Below are 24097 nucleotides of genomic sequence, written 5' to 3' on the forward strand. Positions count from 1 at the left end.
TGCCCACTCCCCGGGGCGACAGCGAAAGGCCTGTGCATCGTGTCCGAACGAAGCATCCGCGACGCCGAACTGCGTCGTGAGCTCGGTGTTCCTCCCACCGTCGACCTTGTGGGGCATGCCCGCGATCTCGCTCGCGTGGCCGTGCCCGCCGCACTCGTCGCCGCGCTCGCCGCGGTCGCGGTCTTCTTCGTCCGCGACAGCGGCCCCGGGGTGTACGAGTCGTCGCTCGTCGCGGAGATCCGCTCGTCGGCATCCGTGTCCGGCAACGACGCGACCCTCGGGCAGCTCATCGCCCCCTATGTCGCGCTGTCACAGGACTCGGCGGTCGTGGCCGCGATCGCAGCCGAGACGAACGAGGACCCCGCGAAGCTGCCGTCGAGGATCGACGTCGGCTACGGCTCGTCGCCCACCCTGCTCACCGTGACAGCCCGCGACGACTCGCAGGCCGACGCCGACCGGCTCGCACAAACGGTCGTCACACAGCTCGACCGCGCGCAGACCGAACGCAATCGCGTCGCCCTCGACGCGCGCATCGCCGAACTGGACGCGGTCGTTGCCGGTCTGCGCGCCGACCTCGCCGCGAGTATCGCGGCCGACGAGGAGGGCAACGCGGAGGGCACAGCCGACCCTGTGGTGCAGACCGAACTCGATGCGCGGCTCGAGCAGCTCCGGCAGGCGCGTTCGGGTGCGAGCCTCGAATACCTCCAGGTGCTGTCGATGCCCGCCGGTACCGGGACGAAGGTGTCCCCGATGCCGCGTGCCGAGGCCGCGGTCGCCTTCCTCGCCGTGTTCGTCCTCGTCGCGGAGTTGCTGGTCGCGCTGAACGGACGCTTCGGAGCGTCGAACAGCCCGGCCTGGGCCCGGCGGGTCGCGCGTCGCCACCGGACAGCTGTGCAGATCGAGCGCGACGATCGGGAGACGCTTCCTCTCGACACGATCGTCATGCTCGGGCAGCGCGCCTCCCTCGGCGACCACATCCTCCTCCTCACCGGCGAGGGCGTGACCGTCGAGACCGACGCCTTCGGCGATGCCCGCGACCGGATCGTGTGCTGCGGAGTCGGGGAGCAGTGGTGGACCCGCGCGAAGACCGAGGGGCTCGCGCTCGCCGTGATCGTGCTGCAGGCCGGGGCCGAGGAGCGAGCGCAGGCGGAGGACACATTGCGTGCCCTGGCCGAGATCGAGGTGCCCACGCGTCTCGTCGTGCTCGGTGCAGGACGCGAGTTGGTGCCCGTGCTTCCGGCCCGGCGCCGCGAAACGGCCGTGGAGGCGGCTCCCGAACCCCCAGCTCCCGTCCCGGCCGCCGCACCTGCACCTGCACCTGCACCTGCACCCGCGGCGCCTGCGCCGCGACCGGTGCCCGACGACCGTCACCGGGCTCCGCAGCCGGTGCCGTCGCAGCCGGTGCCGTCGCAACCCGAGTCGCTGTTCGTCCCGCCCCAGGATTCGGCCTACCGGCAGTACCGCTACGACGAGGGGCACGACTACGGATACGCCGACCAGCAGGGCTACCGGGACGGGCACGCTCATCCCGAGCAGAACGGTTACGGCGAACCTCGGGAGACGTTGCGCTACTGACCGCGTTCCCGCCCGAGTTGAAGCTCGGCGCCGACAGGCTATAGTGATGGCGGTCACTCCAGGGGATGGGTGTGATCTGCGCAGCCGAGCACATCGGCGTCACGACGAGGAAAACAATTTGTCTATCTGCATTGCCGGCACCCCGCAGCACAGCACCGCGACGCCGGGAAGCACCGAATGGATCAAGGCTCATCTCGCCCGCATGGACGACGTCGCGGGCTCTGTATCGTCCTCCGAGGACGTCGCCGCAGAGCGCGTCGTCGACGCGCGTCGTTAGGCTCCTCCCGGGGACTGCAACGAGGACCGGTCGGGTACACGTGCCGTGAACCGGTCGACGGAGGGAGCGAGACATGAGGGAGTTGTTCCGAGGGCAGCTCGACGACCTGGTCGGACGCCTCGGTGAGCTCGCAGCGGTCGCGGCCGAGGGGCTCGACCTGGCCACTCGTGCGTTGTTCGACACCGACCTCGACGCAGCCCAGGCCGCCCTCGATCTCGACGCACGGATCGCCGAACTCGATACCGACTGTTCCGAGCGAGCGGTGCGGATCCTCGCCCTGCAGGGTCCCGTGGCCGCCGACCTGCGGTTGGTGTTCTCCGCCGTGCGCATTACGGGCGATCTCACCAGGATGGGCGAACTGAGCCTGCACATCGCGCGGGTCGTACGGCGTCGCCATCCCGAGTCACTCGTGTCCGACCTGCTCCGCGACGATCTCCGCCGGATGGCCGATCTCGCGGCGCAGATCGTCGCGATCCTGCGCGACGCGTTCACCGACTTCGACCTCGACACGATCAAGGGCACGCACGTCATCGAGACCGAACTCGATGCGGTGCATTCGCGACTGCTCTCCCTGCTCGAGAGTCCCGAATGGGACGGCGACATCCGGACCGCGGTCGACACCGCACTCCTCGCGCGTTTCTACGGGCGTTTCGGCGACCAGGCCGTCGACGTCGCTGATCGGCTGATCTTCTTCGTCACGGGCCAGCGGCCGGCCGCCTGACTTCGGCGCGCGCACTGCCGCGAACCGTGCGATTCTCATCCACATGACCAGCGACGAGCGCCTCTCGGTCGGCGGTCCTGGGGTGCCCGGGTTCGACGACCTCGACTTCGACGCCCTGTCGGCGCGGTCCGGTGCCAAGTGGGCACGGGCGGCCGCCGAGGGGCTGGCCCCCGCATGGGTCGCCGACATGGACTTTCCGGTCGCACCGCCGATCGCGCGTGCGCTGCACGAGCTGGTCGACCGCAACGATCTCGGTTACCCCGACTGGTTCCACGGCACCCCGCTGCGCGAGGAGTTCGCGCAACGCATGCGCACGCGTTACGGCTGGGAACCCGATCCCGGTGCCGTCCGCGAGCAGACGGATCTCATCCAGGCATTGCAGCTCGTGCTGCACCTGAGCACCACGCGCGGCGATGCGGTGGCGATCCAGACACCGAACTACCCGCCGTTCCTGGCGTCGCTGCGACGGATGGGGCTGCAGCAGATCGACTTTCCGTTCGTCGACCGAGGCGACGGGTGGGTGCTCGACTTCGATGCGTTCGAGCCGTTGGTGGCACGGCGTCGTCCGCGGGTGCTGGTGCTCGTCAACCCGCACAACCCCACCGGGCGGGTGCTCACGCGTGAGGAACTCGAGCGGATCGCCGATCTCGCCGAACGGTTCGACATGCTCGTCGTCAGCGACGAGATCCATGCCGAGCTGATCTACGAGCCGCACCGGCACATCCCGTTCGCGTCGCTCGGACCGGAGACCGCTGCCCGTACGGTGACGCTCACTTCCGCCAGCAAGGCGTTCAACCTCGCAGGGATGCGGTGCGCGGTGGTGCACTACGGCTCAGAAACACTGCTCGTGCGCCGGGACGCGGAGCCGTTCGATCTGTACGGGACGGTCTCGGTTCCGGGAGTGATCGCGACGCTCGCCGCGTGGCGCGAGGGCGACGCGTGGCAGCGCGGCCTGCTGCAGGTCCTCGACCGGAATCGTCGACGAGTGGACGAGGTTCTGCGCGAACGGATCCCGTCCCTGCGGCACCACCTGCCGCAGGGCACCTACCTGACGTGGTCGAACACCGGACCCCTCGGCATCGATGATCCGGTGTCGGTCGTCCGCGATCGGGGACGTGTCCTCGCCGACGGCGGGGTGCGGTTCGGGTCGGGGGCACGCAACTTCCTGCGCATCAACTTCGCGACGTCGGGGCCGATCCTCGAGCGGATCCTCGACGGCGTCACCGACGCGCTCGGCGCCTGACCGTCAGCGCACCACTGTCACCACACCGCGTCGGCCGGGGTGCTCGTGGACTCGAGTGTGTCGTTCGCGGCAGCGCATCCCGAGGCGGCCGAAGCGACCACGGCGCGTGAGGGTTTGGCCGAGAAGTTCTGGTAGAGCAGCCCGAAGTTCTGCTCGACGTCGGCGCGGTTCGTCCCGCGGTCGCGCATCGAGTAGACGAACACCTTCTGCACCCAGCCGAGTCGTCGGGCCTCCGCGATGCCGTCGGCGATGATGTCGGCCTGGCGTTGCGTGCTCACCGCGTTCGAGGCGGTTCCGGTGGGGGCGCCGAACTCGGTGGCCCACATCGGTGTCGCGGCGTCGCCGTACTGCACCATCGTGTCGCGCATCAGGCGCATGCGGTAGAAGGTGTTCCAGCTCTGCGTGCTCGCATCGTTCGGCAGGGCCGGATAGCTGTAGGGGTGGATCGACAGGATGTCGAAGTACTGCTGTGCGCCGCGGGCGTAGAGCTGCTGCACGTAGGTGACCGGTGAGATGTTGGTGCCGTCGTCCACGGCGGGGGCGAGGCCGCCGTTGAGAATGCGCGCGCCGGGTTGCACCGACTTGATCGCCGGTGCTGCGGCGGCGAGCAACTCGACATACTTGCCGACGTCGGCCCGGGGCCGGAAGAAACTGGTCAGGTTCGGTTCGTTCCAGATCTCCCAATGGGTCACACGGGTCGAATAGCGCTGTGCGGCCTGACGGGAGAAGGCGGCGAACGTCGCCGGGTCGGCCGGATATCCATGGGTGTCGGAGCCGCCGGCGACACGCGCCCAGGCCGGCGTGTACGCGATGATGCCGACCACCTCGAGTCCGCGGGCACGGGCGCGATCCACCACACGGTTGGGCACCGACCAGTTCTGTTGTCCGCGGTTCGGTTCGATCACCGACCAGTCGATGTCCACGCGCAGCCACCGGGCGCCGACCGCGCGGATCGCGTCGAGTTCGCGGTCGAGTTCGGAGTCCGACAGATACATCAGCGGTGCGCCGGCCGCGATACCGATGTCGTCGGTCGCGCAGGTCGTCGGGGGAGGCGGTTGGGTCGGTGGGGCGCACGCTGCGAGTGCGGCGAGGGAGCACGAGAGGGCTGTGGCCAGTGCGGTACGTGCGAGACGACCCATCGACTCTCCTGATGTATAATCCGGACAATTCAGGCATTGGTCGTAACACCGCGCCGCCGACCTGCGATTCTTTCGGTGGAGCGAGCGGCAGACCGACGCCGCGAATTCACTCTAACGAGCAGGGGGCCGGAAGGTGCGGGATTTGTGGACCGAAGGTTCCGGTGCATGCGCACCGTGAGTTTCGAGATCCACGACGAAGACTCGGCCGTTCGGCTCTCCGCGGAATGGGACGACCTCGCCCATGAGGCGGGTGGGCGCGTCGCGACGCGCCCCTCCTACGCACTGGCCTGGAATCGGATGGGACGCGGTCGATCGGCCGTGTGCACCGTCCGGCGCGGCGGGCGCCTCGTCGGACTCGCGCCCCTGCACGCCCGTACCCGGCTCGGGGTCACCGCCTTACGGCTGCCGGCCCACGGCCTCGCCACGATAGGAACCTTCCTCGCGACCGACGAGGCCGCGCTCGCCGATCTGCTCGACGGTATCGCCGGTCGGAACATGGCACTGCAGCTCGACCACATCGATCTCACCGATCCTCTCGTGGAGATGCTGCAGGCCTCGTCTCGCTGGAGCGTCGACATCGCCGGCACCGAACGGTGCCTGACCGTCGATGTCGCCACCGGTGCCGGCGCCGAATCGTTGCGTGGTCGCCGCACGCTGAAGACGCTGTCCCGGCTCGAACGCGCACTGGAACGCGAAGGCACCCCGGTCTCCGTCGAAGTGGTGCGCGATCCGGACCATCTCGCGCAGAGGTGGCCCGACATCGACGCGGTCGCCGCGGCCGCCGACGAACACGGCGGACGCGACAACTTCTGTGCACCGCCGTTCGTCGCGTTCACCCGGCCGCTGCTCGAGGCCGAGGCCCGTGCCGGCCGGTTGCTCGTCGTGGGCCTGCTCGTCGGCGACCGATGGACGGCCCACGAGATCATGTTCCGCACCGGGACCACGGCCGAGATGTGGCTGAGCCGCTTCCATCCCGAGGTGCGTCGCTACCAGCCCGGCCAGTTGCTGCAGCGCCACCTCGCCGACCGGCAGGACGAACTGGGCATCGACCGCTTCGACTACCTGCTCGGCACAACGGAATTCAAGGAGCAGTGGGCGAACGGTGAATACCGGGTCGGGCGGATCGTCGCCGTCCCCACCTCGCGACCGCACCACCGGTGGACCCTCCGCGCCGCAGATCTCGGAGCCGACCTCGTCCGTCCCCTGCGCATGGCGGCGCGCGACGCCCTCACCTCGAACCGCTGCTGATCAGAGGCAACCCGGAGTGACCGCGGCCGTGCGCAGCACGTCCCAGGCCGGTTTGAGTGCCCCGTCGTGCGCGAGGATCCCGAAGTTCTGCTCGCGATCGGCCACCTCGGTGCCCCGGTCGAAGAGGCTGTAGACGAACAGCTTGTCGACGAATCCCAATGCGCGTTGCTCGGTGATCCCGTCGCGCAGGATGTCGGCCTGCTCCGTGGGCCCCACCGCGTCGGTGTCCGTGCCCGTCGGCGCCCCGAACTCCGTTGCCCAGATAGGCTTGTCGGAGTCCCCCCGCTCGACCATGACGGTGCGCATCTCGCGCATGCGGTAGAAGGAGTTCCAGTCGGACGTCGACGCATCGGACGGCAGAGCGGGATAGCTGTAGGGGTGCATGCCCACGACGTCGAAGGCCGACGACACGCCCTGGTCGTACAACTCGGTGAGGAAAGTCGTCGGGGCGATGTCCGATCCGTTGTCGGTGCCGGGGGACAGGCCACCGGTGACCACCACCGCCCCGGGGTCGACGTTGCGGATCGCGTCCGACGCCGCCACGAGCAGGTCGGCGTACGCGCCGACGTCGGGTTGTGGGGTGAAGAAGGCCGTCAGGTTCGGCTCGTTCCAGATCTCCCAGTGCGTGACGCTGTCGGAGTAGCGATCGGCGACGTCGCCTGCGAAGCGACCGAATTCTCCGGGCTCGGAGGGCATCCCGTGCGGGTCGTCGGCGTCGGCCTCCGACGTCCGCGCCCAGCGCGGAGTGTGAGTGAGCAGGCCAAGCACCTGCAGGTCGTGTGCGTCGGCCGCGGCGACGACCCGGTCGGTGCCCCTCCAGTCGAAGCGGCCGCGCGCAGGTTCGATGGTCGACCAGTCCATGTCGAACCGGATCCAGCCGGCGCCGCTGTCGGCGACCGTCGACATGTACGCGTCGAGGTCGGCGGAGTCGAGGGAGTCGAGGCCGGCTCCCGTCGCGACCCCGAGACTGTCGGCGGTCAGATCGGTTCGGCAGTCGCGTGGCTCGGTGCTCTGGGTACACGACAGAGCGAACACACCGACAAGGGTGAGAACGGCGCGGAGCGGCATGGACCGCGACACGCGACGCGGCATCGACCGCGAAAGGGACACTGCAACCTCAACGGGACTTGACGAGACCGACGAGGCCGAGCCCGCCGGTGATGGGAAGGACATGGGTTCCGGCCAGAACACAGACAGCCGAGAGGACAGCGGTGACGGGCCAGGGAAGATCGTAGCGCTCCGCGAGAAGCGACATCCACACGGCCACCGCAACACCCAGCATCGCGATCGAGACGGTCTGGGTGAAGGGGAACAGGCCCCCGATCCGGACGGTTCGTGCGACGACGATCCAGATCGCGACGAGCATCGCGGCCTCGGTGAACACCGTCGCCAGCGCCGCCCCGTCGAACGACATGCGGGGGATGAGGACGAGGTTCGCCCCGATGTTCCCGGCGAGTGCGGCCAGCGCCACCCACGGGTAGACCCGGTGGCGTCCGGTCGCGATGAGCACCATGAGACCGAGTTCGGTGAGCATCGACAGAGCGCTACCGAGCACCAGCATGCGCGACGCGTCGGCCGCTTCGGCGAATCGCTCGCCGTAGAGGAAGGACAGCACGCCGTCCGCCGACGACCAGAAGACCGCGGTGGCGGTCGCGCCCAACACCGCGAGAAGCATCGCCGCCTCCCGTGTGCGCTGCCGGAACATCTCGCTCTGCGCCGGCCAGGTCGCGACCAGCAGCGTGGTCACCGGTCCCACGACGGTCGACGACACCATCGACAGCAGGTCGGCGAACTTGTATCCGACGGTGTAGAGCCCCACCGAGTCGAAGGTGTCCATCCGCCCGAGCATCAGCACGTCGATCTTCGACAGCAGGGTGAGCAGGGCGAAACCGATGCTGAGGGGGACGGCCTCGACGAGCATCTCGCGCCACCGCCACAACTGGGCGCGCGCGGCGGGCAGAGGTCCGGCCCTGCCCGCCCGCACGCCGCGCACGAGAATGCCCGCGCCGACGATCTCGTTGATCACCGCCGGCACGACGAGCACGAGCAGCACCGGATTCCACAGCACTGCGGCGATGGTCGCGATCAGCTGCGCGAGCTGGCCGAAGGTCTCGGCGATCGCGACCGACGCCATGCGCAGGCGACTCTGATACATCACCGACAGGGCGTTGTTGGGCGTCGCGATCACCACGACGAGACCGGCGACCACCGTCGCCCAGACGACATCGGACGAGTATCCGAGCAGCATCACGTATCCGACGGCCAGCGCGTACCCGAGCAGACCGAGTACACCGCGCAACGCGATGAACGCGGTGGTGACGTAGGAGACCTCCCACGGATTGCACTCGACGAGCTTGGCGAGCACCACTCGACCTACGCCGAGATCGGTGACGACGGACAGCAACCCGAGCAGGCCGAAGACGAAGGAGAACTTGCCGAAGTCGTCCGGTGCCAAGGCGCGGGCGATGATCATCGAACCGGCCCAGCCCATCGAGGCGACGGCCAGCCGGCTGCCGAGCATCACGACGGTGTTGCGTCGCGCGGCCCGCCCGTCGAGTTCGGGCGTCTGCGGTTCGTGGAGGGTGCCACCGGGGTCGTGGGCAGCGACGATCCGCTCCATCACGACGGTTTCGGCCATCCGGTCGGCCAGCGAATGTCTACCCACGCGACGGCCTCGTCAGATTCTCAGGCCTGCGGTGCGGTAGGCATCGCGCGTGAGTTCGGCGGTGCGCGTCCATGTCGAGGTCGCGGCGACCTCCCGTCCTCGGGTGCGCAGCGCCTCCGCGGTGTCGCGGTCGTGGACGACGACGCGCAGGGCCGCTGTCCACGACGTCACGGTGTGTTCGGTGACGAGCAGGGCTCCGTCGTCGACGACATCGGGCAGTGCACCGACGGCGCTCGTCACCACCGCCCCGCCGCACGCCATCGCCTCGAGCGGCGGCAACCCGAAGCCCTCGTAGCGCGAGGCGTACGCGACGGCGGTCGCCGCGGCGTACAACGAGGGGAGGTGGGCGGTGGGAACGTAACCGAGACCGATCGAACCGGCCGGTGCGTGGGGTCCGGTGGATCCGGCTCCGGCCAGCACCAGCGGGATGTCGAGGAGACGGCACGCGTCGGCGACGAGCGCGACGTCCTTGCGGGGTTCGACGGTGCCGACCTGCAGGACGAACCGTTCGGGCAGCCGGTACGCCCTGCGGATGTCCCGCATCTCCTCGGGGGCCGGAGGTTTCGCCCACACCGCGGGCGCGAGCGGAGTGACCACGGCCTCTCGGCCGCACAGCGCCAGGAGACGTTCGGCGGTGAAGTTGGAGACCGCGACGAGTACGTCGGCCCGTCGCATGGCATCGCGCAGCAGTGCACGCTCACCGGCGGCCCGGTGCCTGCTGAACGCCCACGGGGTGTCGAAGACGGCGAGATCGTGGAACGTCGAGACGGTGACACCGGAACACAGGACGGGCAGGTCGACGTCGAGGCTGTGGAACAGGTCGACCCCGCGGACGGGCACCTTCGCGTACAGCATCCGCCGCACCCCGTCGGCGACCGGTCGTACCGACGGGGTCACGCGAGGGGGCAGTTCTCCCGTGGCGTCGCACTGCACGGTTGCCCGCAACGCCGCCGAGGGGAGCAGGGGGTCGAGCGCGGTCAGCAGCTCGCGGACGTAGGTCTGGACTCCACTGCCGGACGGTCGGAGTGCGAGGGCGCCGAACCCGATGCGGTGAGCGAGCTTCGGCGAGGTGACCAGTGTTGCGTCAGTGCGCATCCGACAGTTCCTAACAGTAACCAGAAATAGACGTCGAGAGGGAAGATCTCGAGATAGGTCGCCACCGTGGAGGCGACCGCCGCCGCGACGATCGTGCCGCTCACCCCGAGTGCGAGTGCGGCGTCCTGTCCACTCAGCACCCGCGACGCACGCAGCGTCGAAACCGCGGCGCAGACGAGTACGAGGACGAACAGCCACACGCCGATCGGGCCGAGTTCCACGGCGAGCTTCATGTAGTAGTTGTCGGGCTGATAGGGCATGAACCCGAACTGCACGGCCGCCGTGTACGACAGTTCGGACAGCATCGGGTTGCTCTGGGCCACCGTGTCGGCGGCAGCCGAGCCGGTTGCACCGAGACCCTGACCGAACGGGTGCACCCACAGCGACGACAGGGTCTGCGACCAGCCATCCCCGCGCTCACCGAGGCTCGACGAGGAGAACAACGGAGCGAGTATCGAACTCGGCACGGCGAAGAGGACGAGCGGTGCGAGCGCCGCGGCGGCGCCGAAGCCGAGGAACAGGGCGCGGTAGCGGTGGACCGCCAGCCACAACAGTGCGACGGCGAGACCGATGTAGCTGGCGCGCACGATCGTCACACCCATGCCGAGCACCATGATCGGTGTCGCGCACAGGAACAGTTTGTTGCGGAGCCGGTGCGGATCGGCGAAGGAGACCGAGCACCCCACGATCAGTCCGATCATCACGAACAGGCCGAAGGCGAAGGGTGTCGTGAACGTGCTGAAACTGCGCAGGATTCCGCCGCTGATGCGCAGATGCTCGTCCCAGCGGTAACCGAGTTCGGCGAGTCGCTCACCGCCGATCACCTGTTGCGCGAGTCCGACGACGGCGGTGATGGCCGTCGTGCCCATGAGGATCGACACCAGGTGGTCGCGGTCGCGGGCGTCGAACGGTGCACGCCACAGGATCACCGGGATGACGAGGTAGAAGTAGGTGATCTTGATGGCGATGATGCCGGCGAGCCCCGAGACGAGCAACGCCGACAGGACTCCGATCGCCACCCACGCGACCACGGCCGGCCACCACGGATAGGACGGTGCCGGCAGCCGCCGTCGGTAGGGGCTGACGAAGGTCGCGCCGAGGGTGAGGAGCAGCAGCCCCTCCTTCCACGGCGACAGTGCTTCACCGCCGGGGACGATCGCGAGCAGGCCGTGGAACGGAGTGAGCGCGGCGATCGCCAGCAACCCGCGTTGGGGTCGCCGCCAGAGCAGCACTCCCAGCACGAGCACGACCGGAACGGCGAGCATCAACAGGGGAGTCATGAGACGTACTCGCCTGCAGCGGGATCCGCGGTGTGGGACCCGAAACGGGAGAGCACGGTCGAGGTGACCGCCGTGCGGAGGAACTCGCGCCCGTCCCGCTGCCGACCGCTGTGCTCACCGACCTCGCTGGTGAGGATGTCCCCGGTGAAGCCACGTCGGCGTACCCGGCGAAGTCCTTCTTCTCCGCGCTGGGTCAGGAACCACCGGTGGTCCTCGGCGGACAGAACGACCGTGGCCGGCACACCCGCGCGACGCAGTGCCTCCAACCCGACCTCGGGAACCTGGGTCACGCCGAGTCGGCCGAGCAACAGCCACAACGGATAGGGCAGGTACTTCTGCGCCCACGGCTTGATGCGGGCACGCAAAGAGATCGTCTGCGGTTCCGCCGGGGCTGCGATCGCCGGAACGTCGGGTGCGTTCGGACCGAGATCGGCGCGCAACGACTTCCGGCGGTGGGTGCACCACAGGATCACGTTTACGAGCACGGCGGAGTGCGCTGCACCCCGGAGGGCGACCCACGACGAGTACCACGCACCCGAACACAACCCGATCACCACGAGGTCCTGAGGATCGACGCCGAGCGCGGCGACAGCATCGAGAGCGTCGCGGTCGGAGTCGTCGGAGTACAGCGGTGTGGGGGTCGCCCCGTGCGCCGTGCCGGTATCGCCGACCCCGGTCCGGTCGAACCGGATCGTGGAGATCCCGTGCGCGGCGAACTCGCGCGCGAGCTCGACCCAGAGACGACTCGGGCCGAGCCGGTGCTCGTAGGCAGTGCCGAAGAACAGCACCGTCGGGGCGGACGGGCGCGGTGCGCCGAACCCCTCGGTGCCGACACCGTGCGTACGCAGCGCGAACATCTCGTTCGGACCGAGATACTCGACGCTCTCGTGGATCGGGAGCCCCGAGTCGGTGGTCGCGACGACCGCGCGCTTGCGCCCGGGGAAGTGGACCTCGCGCGTCGCCGCGGGCGTGCCCGCAGCGACTCGGTCGGCGATCCGGATCAGCTGCTCGGTGGGGATCGCGGAATGCAGTGTGCTGGGGGTGACGAAGGATTCGTGGGCCTCGAGGGAGATCTCGTCACCGCCGAGTGCAGTGGCGAGCGCCGACACCGCGGCGGTCTCGCGGGCCGTGGGTCGGGTCGCGAGCAGGGTCCGTGTGCCGGTCAGCGACCGCGGATCGATCTTCAGAGCGCCGAGGGCGTCGGCGGCCTCGGGGGCGAGAACGCCGCCGACGATCGACACACGGGGGTCGTCGGGATCGTCGGCACCGAGGGCGAGCCGGTAGAGAGCGCGTTGTTCGCGCAGCATCGCTCGGCCCGAGACGATCGGATCCCACAGCACGACGGCATCGACCGGCCCGCACTCCGGCAGGGCCGTCGCCGCGATCAGTGCGCCGGCGCGCAGTCCCACGACGGTGATGTGCTCGGCGCCGCTCGCGCGGGCCGTCTCCACCGCGGTCACGACACTTCGCTGCCACGCCGCGACCGCGTCGGGCGAGTCCTGATCGCCGGCGGAGTCTCCGGTGCCCGCGTAGTCGAAGCGCAACGCCGCCAGGCCGCGCTCGGCGAGTTGCTCGGCGAGCGCCTTGATCCCCCGATAGGTGTCGAGGTGTTCCTTGCCGAGGGGCGGGCACAGCACCACCGCGCCGCGTGCGCGGCGGTCGGCGGGAAGGTGGACGTGGCCGAGGAGAGGGGACGCGGGATCGCCGAACCACGACGCGTGTCGCACATCCACTCCGTGACCTCCACTGTCGAGGGGGTGAAAGAGGGGGTGATTTCCCGACCCCGTCTCGGACCCTGAATCTTCTTGTCGTTCGGACGCATTCGTATCGATGGATTGTGCCGACCCGTTACCTCTCGGCGCCGGCAAGGTCATAAGGTACCTCCCCGATCGGCTCGGGTTCTTCGGAGGGATGGCTGTGCCCGGAATCTTGGTGCACGAATGGATCGCGCGCGACGGAGGTTCGGAGAAGGTGCTCGACGAATTCGTCCGCACCTTTCCCGACGCCGACGTCCTGTGCCTGTGGGACGACGCCGACCGGTATCCGGGGCGGACGGTGCACGAGAGCGGTCTGGCGCGCACGCCCCTGCGCCGGAACAAGGCGCTGGCGCTGTCGGCCATGCCGTACGTCTGGCGTCGCCGACCCGGCTCGTACGACTTCGCCCTGGTCAGCTCGCATTGCTTCGCCCATCACGTGACCTTCCGCAGCGCACCGAGCGGGTTCGAGAAGTTCGTCTACGTGCACACTCCGGCGCGCTACCTGTGGAATCCGGAGCTCGACGATCGGGGCGCCTCGCTCGCGGTGCGGTGCGCGGCACCTCCGTTGCGGGCCCTCGATCGGCGTCGTGCACGGGAAGGCGCGCACTTCGCCGCGAACAGCGATTTCGTGCGCAGCCGCATCGAGCGGGCCTGGGATGTCGAGGCGCGTGTGATCTTTCCTCCGGTGGAGACGGCCCGCATCGCGTCGGTGCCCGACTGGCGTGACGAACTGTCCGCAGCCGAATCCGCCCTGTTGGAGGGGCTTCCGGAGGTTTTCGTGCTGGGGGCGTCGAGGTTCGTACCGTACAAGCGACTGGATTGGGTGATCCGTGCCGCCGACCTCGCCGGGGTGCCGGCAGTGATCGCGGGATCCGGACCGGAGGAGAGCCGGCTGCGGCAGCTCGCCGACGAGGCGACTGTGCCGGTCCACGTGCTCGCTCGGCCGTCGGACGCCCTGCTCTACGCGCTCTACCAGCAGGCCCACGTCTATGTCTTTCCTGCGGTGGAGGACTTCGGGATCATGCCCGTCGAGGCACGTGCGGCAGGGGCGCGTGTCGTCGTCAACGCGCTCGGAGGTGCTGGTGAGACGGTTGCCGAGGGGGTCGACGGGTTGTGTTTCCGCGAGGACAGGGTGGAGGCGGTCGCCGAGTGCATCACCGCGATCGACGGTGTGCCGAAGGGCCGTAACGAGGCCGTCGCCGCGCTGTCCTCGGAGAACTTCCGGCAGCACATCCGCGACTGGATCGGGGAGGAGATCGGAACGGCGTGACTCACGTCATACTACCGACGAGTAGACGAACTCTTGTCGCCGGTTCGTCCCTGTTGTACCTTTCTCCCGGGTCGGGAGCCTGCTGATGGGTTTGATGGGGTTCGATGGGGGATCGTCATGGCTCACTGCCGCCGACCGAGCTGCGTTCGTCGCCGCTTCACGAATGTGTTCTTTGCTGAAGTAACTACGCGCACAAGTAATTCGAGTTACGCGTAGCTCCTTCGCTTCAGGGGTGGCATCACCCGCGTCACTGTGATCCGTTGCACTGGAACAGGATTCGCGTTCCTTCGAAAAAACGGACATAATCACCGAATCGTTCATCTGGCTGTCGGGGCCACTTCGCGTGGAGTAGGCAAGCAGGAGAAGTATGGGGATCGGACCCGAGTTGGCGCGCCGCAACGCGCCGACCCACGACACGAGCGATGGTCACGGAAGTGTCCCGCGCAGACAATGGCAGCGCACCTATCTCCGGTCGCTGGCGATCACCGACACGACGATCGTCGTCACGACCGTCGTCCTGGCGCAGGGGGCCGGGACGATGATCGGTGGACCGGTCGACCCGGGGTCCTCGGTGACCCGGGGGCTCGCCTCGGCGATCGTGGTGGCCGGCCTGTGGCTTGCGATTCTGGCGCTCAACGGAACTCGTAAGAAGCCGATCGTGGGCAGCGGCGAGGAGGAGTACCGGCTCGTCACGAGGGCGACCCTGCAGACCTTCGGTCTGCTCGCGATCGCCTCGTTCCTCGTCGACTCGTTCGCCACCGACCTCGACACGATCCGGGTCTACCTGTTGCTGGCCATGCCGGTCGGCCTGGTCGTTCTGCCGCTCGGACGCCGATGGTGCCGTCGTTCGATCGAACGCCGGCGTGTGCGGGGCGAGTTCCGGACCTCGGTGCTCGTCGTCGGCTCCGAACGCGCGGTGGATGCGATGGTCGGATCGTTCGTCCGCGACACCTCGGCCGGATACCGCGTCGTCGGTGTGTGCACCACCGGGTACACGGGGGAGAGCGGGCGCAGCATCACCGTCGCCGGACAGGAGATCCCGGTACTCGGTGCGGAGACCGACGTGATCAACGCCGTCAAGCTCTCCGGCGCCGACACCGTCGCGATCGCTGCCGGAACGCACTGGGGGAACGGTGATATCGGCGAGCTCGCATGGGAACTCGAGCCGTATCGCGTCGATCTCGTGGTGGCTCCCGGCGTCACCGACATCGCCCTGCCGCGACTGTCGATGCACCCCGTGGGCGGGCTGCCGTTCGTGCATGTCGAGGAGCCGCAGTACCGCGGATCGCACCGGCTCGCCAAGACGACCTTCGATCTCGTGTGCGCGGTCCTCGCCCTGACCGTGGCGGCGCCGGGCATGCTCGTGGTCGCCGCGCTGATCAAACTCCAGGACGGCGGCCCGGTCTTCTACCGACAGGAACGCGTCGGACTGGGCGGCACCGTCTTCCGGATGTGGAAGTTCCGATCCATGGTCGTCGACGCCGACCGGATGGTCGATACGATCCGCGCACAGACGGGTCAGGAGGACGCGACCTTCTACAAATCGGCCCGCGACCCGCGGATCACGCCCGTGGGGCGGTTCATTCGCCGCACGAGCATCGACGAACTGCCGCAGCTGTTCAACGTCCTCACCCGCGACATGAGCCTCGTGGGGCCGCGTCCCCTCGCGGTCGGTGAGGGAGAGAAGATCCCGGGCTTCGTTCCGCGCCGCATCCTGGTGCGTCCCGGCATGACGGGACTGTGGCAGGTCTCCGGCCGGTCCGATCTGTCCGAGGCCGACCGCATCCGGCTCGATCTGTTCTATGTGGCGAACTGGTCGATGGTGCAGGATCTGCTCATCGTCGTGAAGACGGTGCGGGCGGTGCTGGCGAGCGACGGCGCCTACTGACCCGCTTCCGGCGCGGGGTTTCGCGGCCGGGGAGTGGGGAACCCTTCGAATTCGTCCTGGAGTGTCGGCAGGAGGAGGAGAAGGTGAGCACGTCCGTCCGAAGTTTCCATCCCGATCCCGACGACATCCCGCTGATCACCTCACTCGACCAGCTCGCCGACCTGGCGACGGATCCGCTACTCTACCTCAGGTATTCGAAAGGCCCGGCCGCAGATGCCGAGGACGGGCCGAGCCGCGACTACGAGGCGAACGTGACCCTGCCGGGGCTCTCGGCCACCACCCTCGGTCCCGAGCCGTGGTGGCGCCGCCCCGTCAAGGACTGGGTTGCCCGGCGTGTCTGCAAGTACTCCGAGCTCGCCGAAGAGGACGGTCGATTCGCGTGGGTCCTCACGGGCAGGATGGTCGGGCGCGGTCCCGGCCACGAACCGTTGCTCGTCGACGTCCGGCCCCATGCCCGGCTCGGCAGGAATGTGCTCGACGAGGCCGAGAGGTGGTACGAGGAGCACTTCGACGTCGGCGGTGATTCGCGCAGGAGCGCCTGAACACCGTTCGCGCAGAACGCAGGAAGCCCACCCCGGCATGTCGCGGGGTGGGCTTCCGTCTGCTCGTCACATCGGATCTCGCGTGTGCGTCACACCAGATCGCGCGGTATCCGGCGCTGCCAGCTCTCCGAGTGGACACGACGATCGCCGTGATCGTCGTCGAGCTCGAAGGCGTCGAGCTCCGCGTTGATCACGAACTCCTCCGGGGTGGACGTGAGGATCGTGCGGGTACGGACCTCGGTGCGCCAGTCGTCCCGCTCGTAGCGGCGCAGGGTCTGCGTCTCACCGCGCACCGAGTTGGGATCGTTGCCTCCGAAACTGAACCACTCCTGGGTGCGACGTCGGATGACCGTGCCGGTCTCGTCGATCCGGAACGACCCCTGGTCGTCGAGGATGTCGAGGGTCGACACGCCGGTCGCGAGGTCGCGGGTGGTCCGCCAGTGGTGCTCACCCGGCTGCAGCAGGGTGATCCCGAGTTCCGGAGCCGCTTCCGGTTCGCCGAACTCGCGCAGATGCGCGTCCTCCGGCCGGGGCGGGCGCACCGGCAGATGCAGACCACCGCCGGTGTACACCGTCACCTCGGCGGGTGTCGGGGACGGCCACGCCAGCGGGAAGTACGAGGTGGACAGCGACAACCGCAGACGGTGCCCTGCCGGGAACACGTGGGCCATTCCGTTGAGCTCGATCCGGATGCGGTAGCGCCGCCCCGGCTCGAGGGGTTCGGGCTTCTCGCTGCTGTCGCGGTGCGTGAGATTGAGCAACCCGTAGGTCACGCGTGTCGCCTCACCGTTGGGCGCGACGTCGGACAGCCGAGCGGCCAGCATCGCCGCGGGGCTGTCGGACGAGACCTCGAGTTCCAGCTCGGGACGGCCGAGGATCTCCGTCGTCGTGTCGAGCGCCTCGGTCTCGAAGACGAGCGCACCGCCGTCCTCCTCGCGCTGGTCCGACGGCAGGTCGGGCGTCGCGGCGTAGGACGCCCACTTACCGGCGAACATGCCGACACTCAGCGGGGACCGGAGGGCCAGGGGCCGTTCGTCGACGGTGAGGGTGCCGGCGTCGTCGGGATGCAGCGCATACCGGTCGAAGGTGTAGCGACGGTTCTCGATGTTCGGCGACGGCCACGACGGTTCGGCCACCCACCGCCCCGGACGTTCCGCGTAGGACGGGTTCGGTTCGATGGACTCCTGCATCCAGGCACGCACCATCGGCTCGTCCATCACTCCGGTGTCGATGCCCTTGAGCCAGTGATCCCACCACCGCACGACCTCCTGGAGGAAGCCGATCTCCGGACCGGGAACCCCGAGATGCGGATACTTGTGGCCCCACGGTCCGATCAGTCCCTTGCGGGGGACGTCGAGATGTTCCATCAACCGGAAGATGGCGTTGGTGTAGCCGTCGGCCCAGCCGCCCACGGCGAGGACCGGGCACTGCACGGACGAGTAGTCCTCGTTGACGGAGGCGCGCTTCCAGTAGTCGTCCCGGTGCTGGTGTTCGAGCCATTTCTCGATCCACAGGCCGCTGCCCTCGAGACGTTCGTGCCACATCTCGCGCCAGCGCTCACCGACGATGGCGGGATCGGGAGGCAGGCTGTTGAAGGCGAACATCACCGTCGCCTCGGACAGGTTGTCGGACAACAGGCAACCACCCATGTAGTGCATGTTGTCGACGTACAGGTCCTCGGTCGCGGAAGCGCTGACGATCGCCTTCAGGGCCGGCGGCCGGCGTGCCGCGACCTGCAGGCTGTTGAAGCCACCCCACGAGATGCCCATCATGCCCACCGAACCGTCGCACCACGGCTGGGCGGCAAGCCATTCGATGACCTCGCAGGCGTCGTCGTGCTCGTCGGCGAGGTACTCGTCGCGCAGCACTCCGTCGGAGTCGCCGCTGCCGCGCATGTCCACCCGCACGCAGGCGTAGCCGTGACCGGCCATGTAGGGGTGGTTCAGCGCGTCCCGTCCGCGCGTGGAATCCCGCTTGCGGTACGGAATGTATTCGAGCACAGCGGGTACCGGGTGCGCTTCGGCGTCGACGGGCAGCCAGATCCGCGCGGCGAGCCGTACGCCGTCGCGCATCGTGATGAAGACGTTCTCGATGACACGGACCTCGTGGGGGAGATCGGTGATCGTGTGCATGCAGAACTCCTACCGATTCTCGGGTGCAGGATCGAAGGTGAACGGAAGTGCTTCCAGGCCTTCGCGATACCGCTGTCCGAGCTGTTCGACGCTGTCGGCGCCGATGTACATCGTGCCCAGTTCGTAGCGGTAGGCATCCTGGTTGGGAAGGTCGGCGAGCCGGTCGCCGGGAGCGACGTCGATGCACACCAGGGCACCGGGGATCCGTTCGCGGAGGCGGGCGATGTCGGCTTCCGAGGGCACCGACGTGACGATGCCGTCCTCGTAGCGCGGGATGATGCACTTCGCCGCCACGGCGGACTCGCCCTGCCGGTGCGGCATCCGGGGCTCCCGGCCGAGGGCGATGTCGATGGCGACCTCGTGGTTCGAGCTGCCGTCGACCTTGGCGAACAATTCGCTGTGCGACTGGGAGATCCGGGTGTTGATCTCGATCAGCCAGAGCTTGTCGTTCTCCTCGTCCCACATGAACTCGGAGTTGAAGCAGCCGTTGTCGAAGCCGACGTGGCGCAGATAGCGCTCGGTGATGTCGATCATCCGTGCCTGCACCTCCTCGGGCACGGTGCTCGCCGGGTAGTCGAGGCGTTCGAAGCTGTGCCCGGCGGCGTCCTTGCGCATGTCGAAGACACCGTGGACGTTGAACTGTCCCTGGAACATCGTGCCCTCAGGGGCAGCCTGGATACCGCTGACGACCTGCTCGGCGAGACAGGTGGTGCCCGAGCTCCTCCCGATCTCGTCCGGAAGGTCGACGCGGCGCAGGACCTCGTCGAAGGCGTTACCGACGAGTCCGATCTTCTCCCGGATCTCGACGAGAGCGTCGGCGAACTCCTGCTCGTTGCGGATCTCGAATCCGAGTTGCGACGAATGCGACTTCACGGGCTTGACCCAGAACGGGAATTCGAGGTCGATGCTGTCGAGGGCGTTGTCGTCGAAGGGATCGAACGAGTTGAACTGCGGGACGCACTCGGGAACCGATTCCTTCTGGGCGAGTCGGCTCCAGTACTTGTGCTCGGTGGCCACGATGCTGCGCAGCGACGGCGAGGGGATGTTGCGTTCGGCGGCGAGGATCGGGGCGAGCACGCTGGTGGGGAAGTCCCAGTGGGCGATGATCCCGTCCACGCTGCCGGGGAAGTCGTCCAGTTCGCGCCGGCAGGCGTCGAGAAGATCGTCGAACACGTATTCGTCGGGCTCGACCAGTGTTTCGTAGTCGAGGAGGCCGTGGAAGCTCAGCTGGTCGGCGCCACGTACGGTCTCGAGTTCCTTGCGCTGGATGTCGGTGAGTCCGAGGACGAAGATGTTGGTGCTCATGAATGGAGCCTTCCCGCTCTCTTGCGTCACAAAACAAACCGGTAACGAAACAAACCGTCGGGAAGGTACTTTCACGCGCAACCGCCCCGGCTCGCGGGGAGCCGGGGCGGTCGGGTCGCAACGATCGATCAGGGGTTGTCAGGGTCGAGGGCGTCCTTCACCTTGCCCACGAGTCCCTTCTCCGTTCCCATTGCGGCAGAGCGGGGCTTGCCCTGCGATCCGTCGTAGGTCGCGTACAGCTTCGGGTCCGGCGGCGGTGCGCTCGAGACGTCGCCCAGCGGGACCGGGTCGGCGAGGAACGACATGGGCGTCGTGCCGTCGGGGCCGGTGCCGTGCGCCCAGCGTCCCTGATCGGAGGCCGCGCCGTCGGACAGGTGCCACAGGCTCGACGCGTGCTCGGAGTGTTCCTCGTCGAACAACGCGTTCGGTGCGATCGGGCTGGGCTCGATGCCGTCGGCCTGCAATTCCTCGATGGCTGCGAGCCACAGGTTCTGGTGATAGGTGTCGCGCGCGAGGTTGAACCGGAGCATGTCCTTGACACCCGGATCATCGGTCATATGGTACAGCCGCGCGGTCTGCACCCTGCCCTGCGCTTCGGCGGCGACGTTGGCCCGGAAGTCGGCGAGGAGGTTACCGCTGGCGACGATGAAACGCCCGTTCCACGGCACACCGTTGCTGTCGGAGAGGGTGGGTCCGCCACCGGAGACGATGGCCTGCTGTGGATCCATGCCGCCGAGTACCGCTGCGACCACCGGGTCGGCGGCGGCGTTCTTGGTCGACTCCGTGGCGGGTGCGCCTTCGAGGAGACGCGCCACCATGGTGGCGATCATTTCGACGTGCCCGATCTCCTCGGTGGCGACGTCCATGATCATGTCCTTGTACTTGCCGGGCATTCGACAGTTCCAGCCCTGGAACAGGTACTGCATGGTCACGGTCATCTCGCCGTATGCGCCGCCGATCAACTCCTGGAGTTTGCGGGCGTAGACGGGATCGGGCTTTTCGGGCTTGACGTCGAACTGCAGATGATCTGTATGACGAAACATGTTGCTCCTCGAATGCCGATTGTCGTGCGGACACGCGCGCGCGCGCGAGGACGCGCTCATTGATGACACCTCGTGGCGCCTGGTCTCGACGCCACCTCGGTTGGCCCGTGGTGCTGCGTGCGACTACCCGTGCCTGTGCAGCTCAAACGCCCTGTCGATATCCACCGTTTGTCACCGGTGTTGTGTCAACGTGGAGAGATGGAGAACTGGCCGGATTCCACCCTCGACGACGTCGGGAGGGTGGCTCGCAGCAAGGGCGTGGAGCGGTTGCGGACAACCGCGGCGGTCCTGCTCGTGATCGTGCTGGTGGCCGGGGTACTGGGCTTTTTCGGCGTGCGGAGTTCGACGGCCACCGCACAGGGCGGCGGGTACGGGGTCGACCTGACCTACCCGCGCATCGCGCGCGCCGGGCTCGACGTCCCGTGGACGGTGACGGTGCACCGTGACGGTGGCTTCGACAGGGAGATCGTCCTGGCGATCGACACGTCCTATTTCGAGATCCTCGAGATGCGGGGCCGGCTGCCCGAGCCGTCCTCGGAGACCGCGGGAGACGGGCTGGCCTACCTGACCTTCGATCCGCCGCCCGGCGACGAGTTCACCTTTGCGCTCGACGTGCGGATCCGGTCCGGACGACAACGGGGCGAATCGGGCTCCGTCTCGGTGATGGACGGCGAGAAATCGGCAGTGACAATCTATTTCGATACCTGGTTGGTGCCCTGATGGAAATCGTGATCCGCGCGCTCGTCCTGTTCCTGTTCCTGTGGGGGATCACCCGCCTCGTCGGCCGGTCGAGCGTCGGCGAACTGAGCACCTTCCAGCTCGTGCTGTTCGTGGCCATGGGAGATCTCGTGCAGCAGGGGATCACGCAGGACGACGTGTCCATGACGAGTGCGGTCCTCACCATCGGTGTCTTCGCGGTGCTGACCCTGGCCCTGTCGATGATCAACGCCCGCTTTCCGCGGATGCGCGGCATCACCCACGGGGTCCCCGTGGTGATCGTCCGGGACGGCGAACCCGACCTGCAGAACCTGAAACGGGAACGTCTGTCCCTCGACGACCTCATGGCCGCCGCGCGGCAGGAGGGAATCCGGCGGTTCGCCGACATCGATCTCGCGGTGCTCGAGACGAACGGGAAGATCTCGTTCTTCGTCCGGACGAGAGCTCGGGACGGCGCACCGGACGAACCCGACCCGGCGTGACGGGGGTGCCGCGCCGGGTCGGGTTCGGGTCGCTCAGGTATTGCGTCCGGTCAGGGCGTCGCGCAGTCGGTCCACCATGCCGACTCCCGGGCCGACGGTCTTGTGGAACAGTTCGGAATGCGGCGCGGACGGATGCGGCCGGGTCGGGGCCAGCTTCTTGGCGGCCTGCACCTTGGTGCCCACCTCCACGAGGGTGTCGTGCCCGAGATGCGCCCTCAATGCCGGGAACTGGTCGGATTCTTCGTCATCGGCGTGGTGCTTCAGAAGCTCCTGCAACTTCTTCACCAGGGTCGTGAACTCCGCACTCGACGCGTCGGCGCCCTCGAGTTGCTTCATCACCTGCACGATCTCGTCGTGCTCCTTCTTGTCGTGCTCGACGGCTTCCGTGCCCCCGGGGAGGTGCTTCTCCATCTCCGGATAGACGAACATCTCCTCGGCGACGGAGTGCCTCATCACCTCGGCGATTACGGAGTCGGTGAGGTCGCGGCGCTCCTCCGCGTCGAGCGTGGTCTCCGCTCGGCCCAGAAGTTCGAGCATCTCCCGATGGTCCTCGGTGAGAATGGTGACGACATCCTGAGCGGTGTCGTGCGAATCGGCGGAACCTTCTGTGCTGCTCATGTAAGAAGGGGTTCACCGGTGTCGAGATCGGCAAACACACGGGAGGCGAGAGCCGTGGACGAACCCCGATCGATGCGAGCGTGGCGAGTGGTGGAACCCGGCCCCGTCGTCGGCCACCCCCTGCGATTCGAATCCGTTCCGCTGCCGGAGATCGGACCGAACGATCTGCTGGTGCGCGTGCTGGCGTGCGGTGTGTGCCGCACCGACCTGCACGTCACGGAGGGTGATCTCCCCGTCCACCGGGTGGGTGTCGTCCCGGGGCACGAGGTGGTCGGTGTGGTCCATCGGGCGGGGGAGGCGGTCGAGGGCTTTGCCGTCGGCGACCGCGTGGGCGTGGCCTGGCTGCGCTCGACCTGCGGGCAGTGCCGCTACTGTCGCCGGGGCGACGAGAACCTCTGTCCGAATTCGAGATACACCGGATGGGACGAGGACGGCGGGTACGCCGAGTTCGTCGCCGTACCGGCGGCCTTCGCCCTGTCGCTGCCCGACGGATACGACGACGTCGAACTCGCCCCGCTGCTCTGCGCCGGCATCATCGGCTACCGCGCGCTGAAGCGCGCCTCGGTCCCCGACGGCGGCAGGCTCGGCATCTACGGCTTCGGCGGCAGCGCCCACATCGCGACGCAGGTCGCCCTGGCGCGAGGTGCCGAGGTGCACGTCATGACGAGGAGCGAGGATGCGCGGAATCTCGCCCGCGAATTCGGGGCCGCGTCGGTGCAGGCTGCCGCCGACGCACCGCCGGTGCCTCTCGACGCTGCCATTCTCTTCGCGCCCGTCGGCGACCTCGTGCCGCCCGCACTCGAGGCGCTCGACCGCGGCGGTATCCTCTCGATCGCCGGCATCCATCTGACCGACGTCCCGCAGCTGAACTACCAGCGGCACCTGTTCTACGAGCGAGAGATCCGGTCGGTGACCGCCAATACGAGAGAGGACTCCCGGGAGTTCCTCGCGTTCGCCGGGCAGCACCGCATCAGGGTCGCGACGATGCGATACGAGCTGGACGAAGCCGACCGTGCGTTGGCGGATCTCGCCGGTGACCGCGTGCGCGGCGCTGCCGTCCTCGTGCCCGATGCGGCACCCGTCTGACGCCGGCGATCACG

21 protein-coding genes are annotated in these 24097 nt (G+C 68.1%); 11 read left to right on the plus strand and 10 right to left on the minus strand.

What is annotated here, in order from left to right; translation table 11 throughout:
* Positions 1–39 precede the first annotated feature (39 nt).
* The 4 genes from ACPCXD_RS03050 to ACPCXD_RS03065 all read left to right on the plus strand — a co-directional run bounded on the left by ACPCXD_RS03050 (position 40) and on the right by ACPCXD_RS03065 (position 3816).
* The gene (locus ACPCXD_RS03050) at positions 40–1575 is read left to right on the plus strand and encodes a hypothetical protein (RefSeq protein WP_423658318.1); all 1536 of its coding nucleotides are present in this window, start codon (positions 40–42) and stop codon (positions 1573–1575) included.
* 118 nt (positions 1576–1693) lie between these two features.
* Positions 1694–1852 (plus strand): hypothetical protein, encoded by a 159-nt coding sequence (locus ACPCXD_RS03055; RefSeq protein WP_157788930.1) that lies wholly within the window; start codon positions 1694–1696, stop codon positions 1850–1852.
* Between the two features lie 73 nt (positions 1853–1925).
* Complete coding sequence (locus ACPCXD_RS03060) at positions 1926–2573, plus strand: phosphate signaling complex PhoU family protein (RefSeq protein WP_016696207.1); 648 nt, start codon at positions 1926–1928, stop codon at positions 2571–2573.
* A 43-nt stretch (positions 2574–2616) separates the two neighbouring features.
* Complete coding sequence (locus ACPCXD_RS03065; protein ID WP_423658320.1) at positions 2617–3816, plus strand: MalY/PatB family protein; 1200 nt, start codon at positions 2617–2619, stop codon at positions 3814–3816.
* Between the two features lie 17 nt (positions 3817–3833).
* On the opposite strand, the gene ACPCXD_RS03070 is transcribed toward ACPCXD_RS03065, so the two are convergent.
* On the minus strand, positions 3834–4955 hold the full coding sequence (locus ACPCXD_RS03070; RefSeq protein WP_423658322.1) for a GH39 family glycosyl hydrolase: 1122 nt from the start codon (positions 4953–4955) through the stop codon (positions 3834–3836).
* A 165-nt stretch (positions 4956–5120) separates the two neighbouring features.
* Here ACPCXD_RS03070 and ACPCXD_RS03075 point away from each other — a divergent pair, with 165 nt between their 5' ends.
* Entirely contained in the window at positions 5121–6203 is a 1083-nt protein-coding gene (locus ACPCXD_RS03075; protein WP_423658324.1) for a GNAT family N-acetyltransferase, read from the plus strand.
* Here the strand turns inward: ACPCXD_RS03075 and ACPCXD_RS03080 are convergent, their stop codons facing one another.
* The 5 genes from ACPCXD_RS03080 to ACPCXD_RS03100 form a co-directional block, all read right to left on the minus strand.
* A complete protein-coding gene (locus ACPCXD_RS03080) occupies positions 6204–7238 on the minus strand; it encodes a cellulase family glycosylhydrolase (protein ID WP_423658325.1) in 1035 nt (344 codons plus the stop codon).
* A gap of 82 nt (positions 7239–7320) precedes the next feature.
* Positions 7321–8868, minus strand: coding sequence for a flippase (locus ACPCXD_RS03085; RefSeq protein ID WP_423658327.1), 1548 nt, complete (start codon positions 8866–8868; stop codon positions 7321–7323).
* 12 nt (positions 8869–8880) lie between these two features.
* A complete protein-coding gene (locus tag ACPCXD_RS03090) occupies positions 8881–9963 on the minus strand; it encodes a glycosyltransferase family 4 protein (RefSeq protein ID WP_423658329.1) in 1083 nt (360 codons plus the stop codon).
* A complete protein-coding gene (locus tag ACPCXD_RS03095; RefSeq protein WP_423658331.1) occupies positions 9846–11243 on the minus strand; it encodes an O-antigen ligase family protein in 1398 nt (465 codons plus the stop codon). The genes ACPCXD_RS03090 and ACPCXD_RS03095 overlap by 118 nt, the downstream gene beginning before the upstream one ends.
* Complete coding sequence (locus ACPCXD_RS03100) at positions 11240–12976, minus strand: alpha/beta fold hydrolase (RefSeq protein WP_423658333.1); 1737 nt, start codon at positions 12974–12976, stop codon at positions 11240–11242. Before ACPCXD_RS03100 ends, ACPCXD_RS03095 begins: the two co-directional genes overlap by 4 nt.
* A gap of 178 nt (positions 12977–13154) precedes the next feature.
* Between ACPCXD_RS03100 and ACPCXD_RS03105 the strand changes: the two genes are divergently transcribed.
* The 3 genes from ACPCXD_RS03105 (at position 13155) to ACPCXD_RS03115 (ending at position 16700) form a co-directional block, all read left to right on the plus strand.
* Entirely contained in the window at positions 13155–14270 is a 1116-nt protein-coding gene (locus tag ACPCXD_RS03105; RefSeq protein WP_423658335.1) for a glycosyltransferase, read from the plus strand.
* A 367-nt stretch (positions 14271–14637) separates the two neighbouring features.
* Positions 14638–16158 (plus strand): sugar transferase, encoded by a 1521-nt coding sequence (locus tag ACPCXD_RS03110; protein WP_423658337.1) that lies wholly within the window; start codon positions 14638–14640, stop codon positions 16156–16158.
* Between the two features lie 83 nt (positions 16159–16241).
* Complete coding sequence (locus tag ACPCXD_RS03115) at positions 16242–16700, plus strand: DUF6098 family protein (protein WP_423658339.1); 459 nt, start codon at positions 16242–16244, stop codon at positions 16698–16700.
* 89 nt (positions 16701–16789) lie between these two features.
* Here the strand turns inward: ACPCXD_RS03115 and ACPCXD_RS03120 are convergent, their stop codons facing one another.
* From ACPCXD_RS03120 to ACPCXD_RS03130, 3 genes are all read right to left on the minus strand, one after another.
* Positions 16790–18832 (minus strand): CocE/NonD family hydrolase, encoded by a 2043-nt coding sequence (locus ACPCXD_RS03120; RefSeq protein ID WP_085469770.1) that lies wholly within the window; start codon positions 18830–18832, stop codon positions 16790–16792.
* Between the two features lie 9 nt (positions 18833–18841).
* Positions 18842–20137 carry an ATP-grasp domain-containing protein gene (locus tag ACPCXD_RS03125; RefSeq protein WP_085469771.1) on the minus strand — a complete coding sequence of 432 codons (1296 nt, stop codon included), beginning with the start codon at positions 20135–20137 and terminating at the stop codon, positions 18842–18844.
* A 128-nt stretch (positions 20138–20265) separates the two neighbouring features.
* On the minus strand, positions 20266–21180 hold the full coding sequence (locus tag ACPCXD_RS03130; protein ID WP_423658342.1) for a manganese catalase: 915 nt from the start codon (positions 21178–21180) through the stop codon (positions 20266–20268).
* Between the two features lie 198 nt (positions 21181–21378).
* Between ACPCXD_RS03130 and ACPCXD_RS03135 the strand changes: the two genes are divergently transcribed.
* Together ACPCXD_RS03135 and ACPCXD_RS03140 are read left to right on the plus strand one after the other, a co-directional pair.
* Positions 21379–21900: a hypothetical protein gene (locus ACPCXD_RS03135; RefSeq protein ID WP_160874197.1), complete on the plus strand. Its 522-nt coding sequence runs from the start codon at positions 21379–21381 to the stop codon at positions 21898–21900.
* Positions 21900–22379: a DUF421 domain-containing protein gene (locus ACPCXD_RS03140; protein WP_174479666.1), complete on the plus strand. Its 480-nt coding sequence runs from the start codon at positions 21900–21902 to the stop codon at positions 22377–22379. Before ACPCXD_RS03135 ends, ACPCXD_RS03140 begins: the two co-directional genes overlap by 1 nt.
* 33 nt (positions 22380–22412) lie before the next feature.
* Here the strand turns inward: ACPCXD_RS03140 and ACPCXD_RS03145 are convergent, their stop codons facing one another.
* Positions 22413–22997 carry a hemerythrin domain-containing protein gene (locus ACPCXD_RS03145; protein WP_085469773.1) on the minus strand — a complete coding sequence of 195 codons (585 nt, stop codon included), beginning with the start codon at positions 22995–22997 and terminating at the stop codon, positions 22413–22415.
* 72 nt (positions 22998–23069) lie between these two features.
* Between ACPCXD_RS03145 and ACPCXD_RS03150 the strand changes: the two genes are divergently transcribed.
* Positions 23070–24083 (plus strand): zinc-binding alcohol dehydrogenase family protein, encoded by a 1014-nt coding sequence (locus ACPCXD_RS03150; RefSeq protein WP_423658851.1) that lies wholly within the window; start codon positions 23070–23072, stop codon positions 24081–24083.
* Positions 24084–24097 lie beyond the last annotated feature (14 nt).

Origin of the sequence: Rhodococcus sp. AB351 (assembly GCF_049538275.1) — a bacterium.
GTDB lineage: Bacteria > Actinomycetota > Actinomycetes > Mycobacteriales > Mycobacteriaceae > Rhodococcus.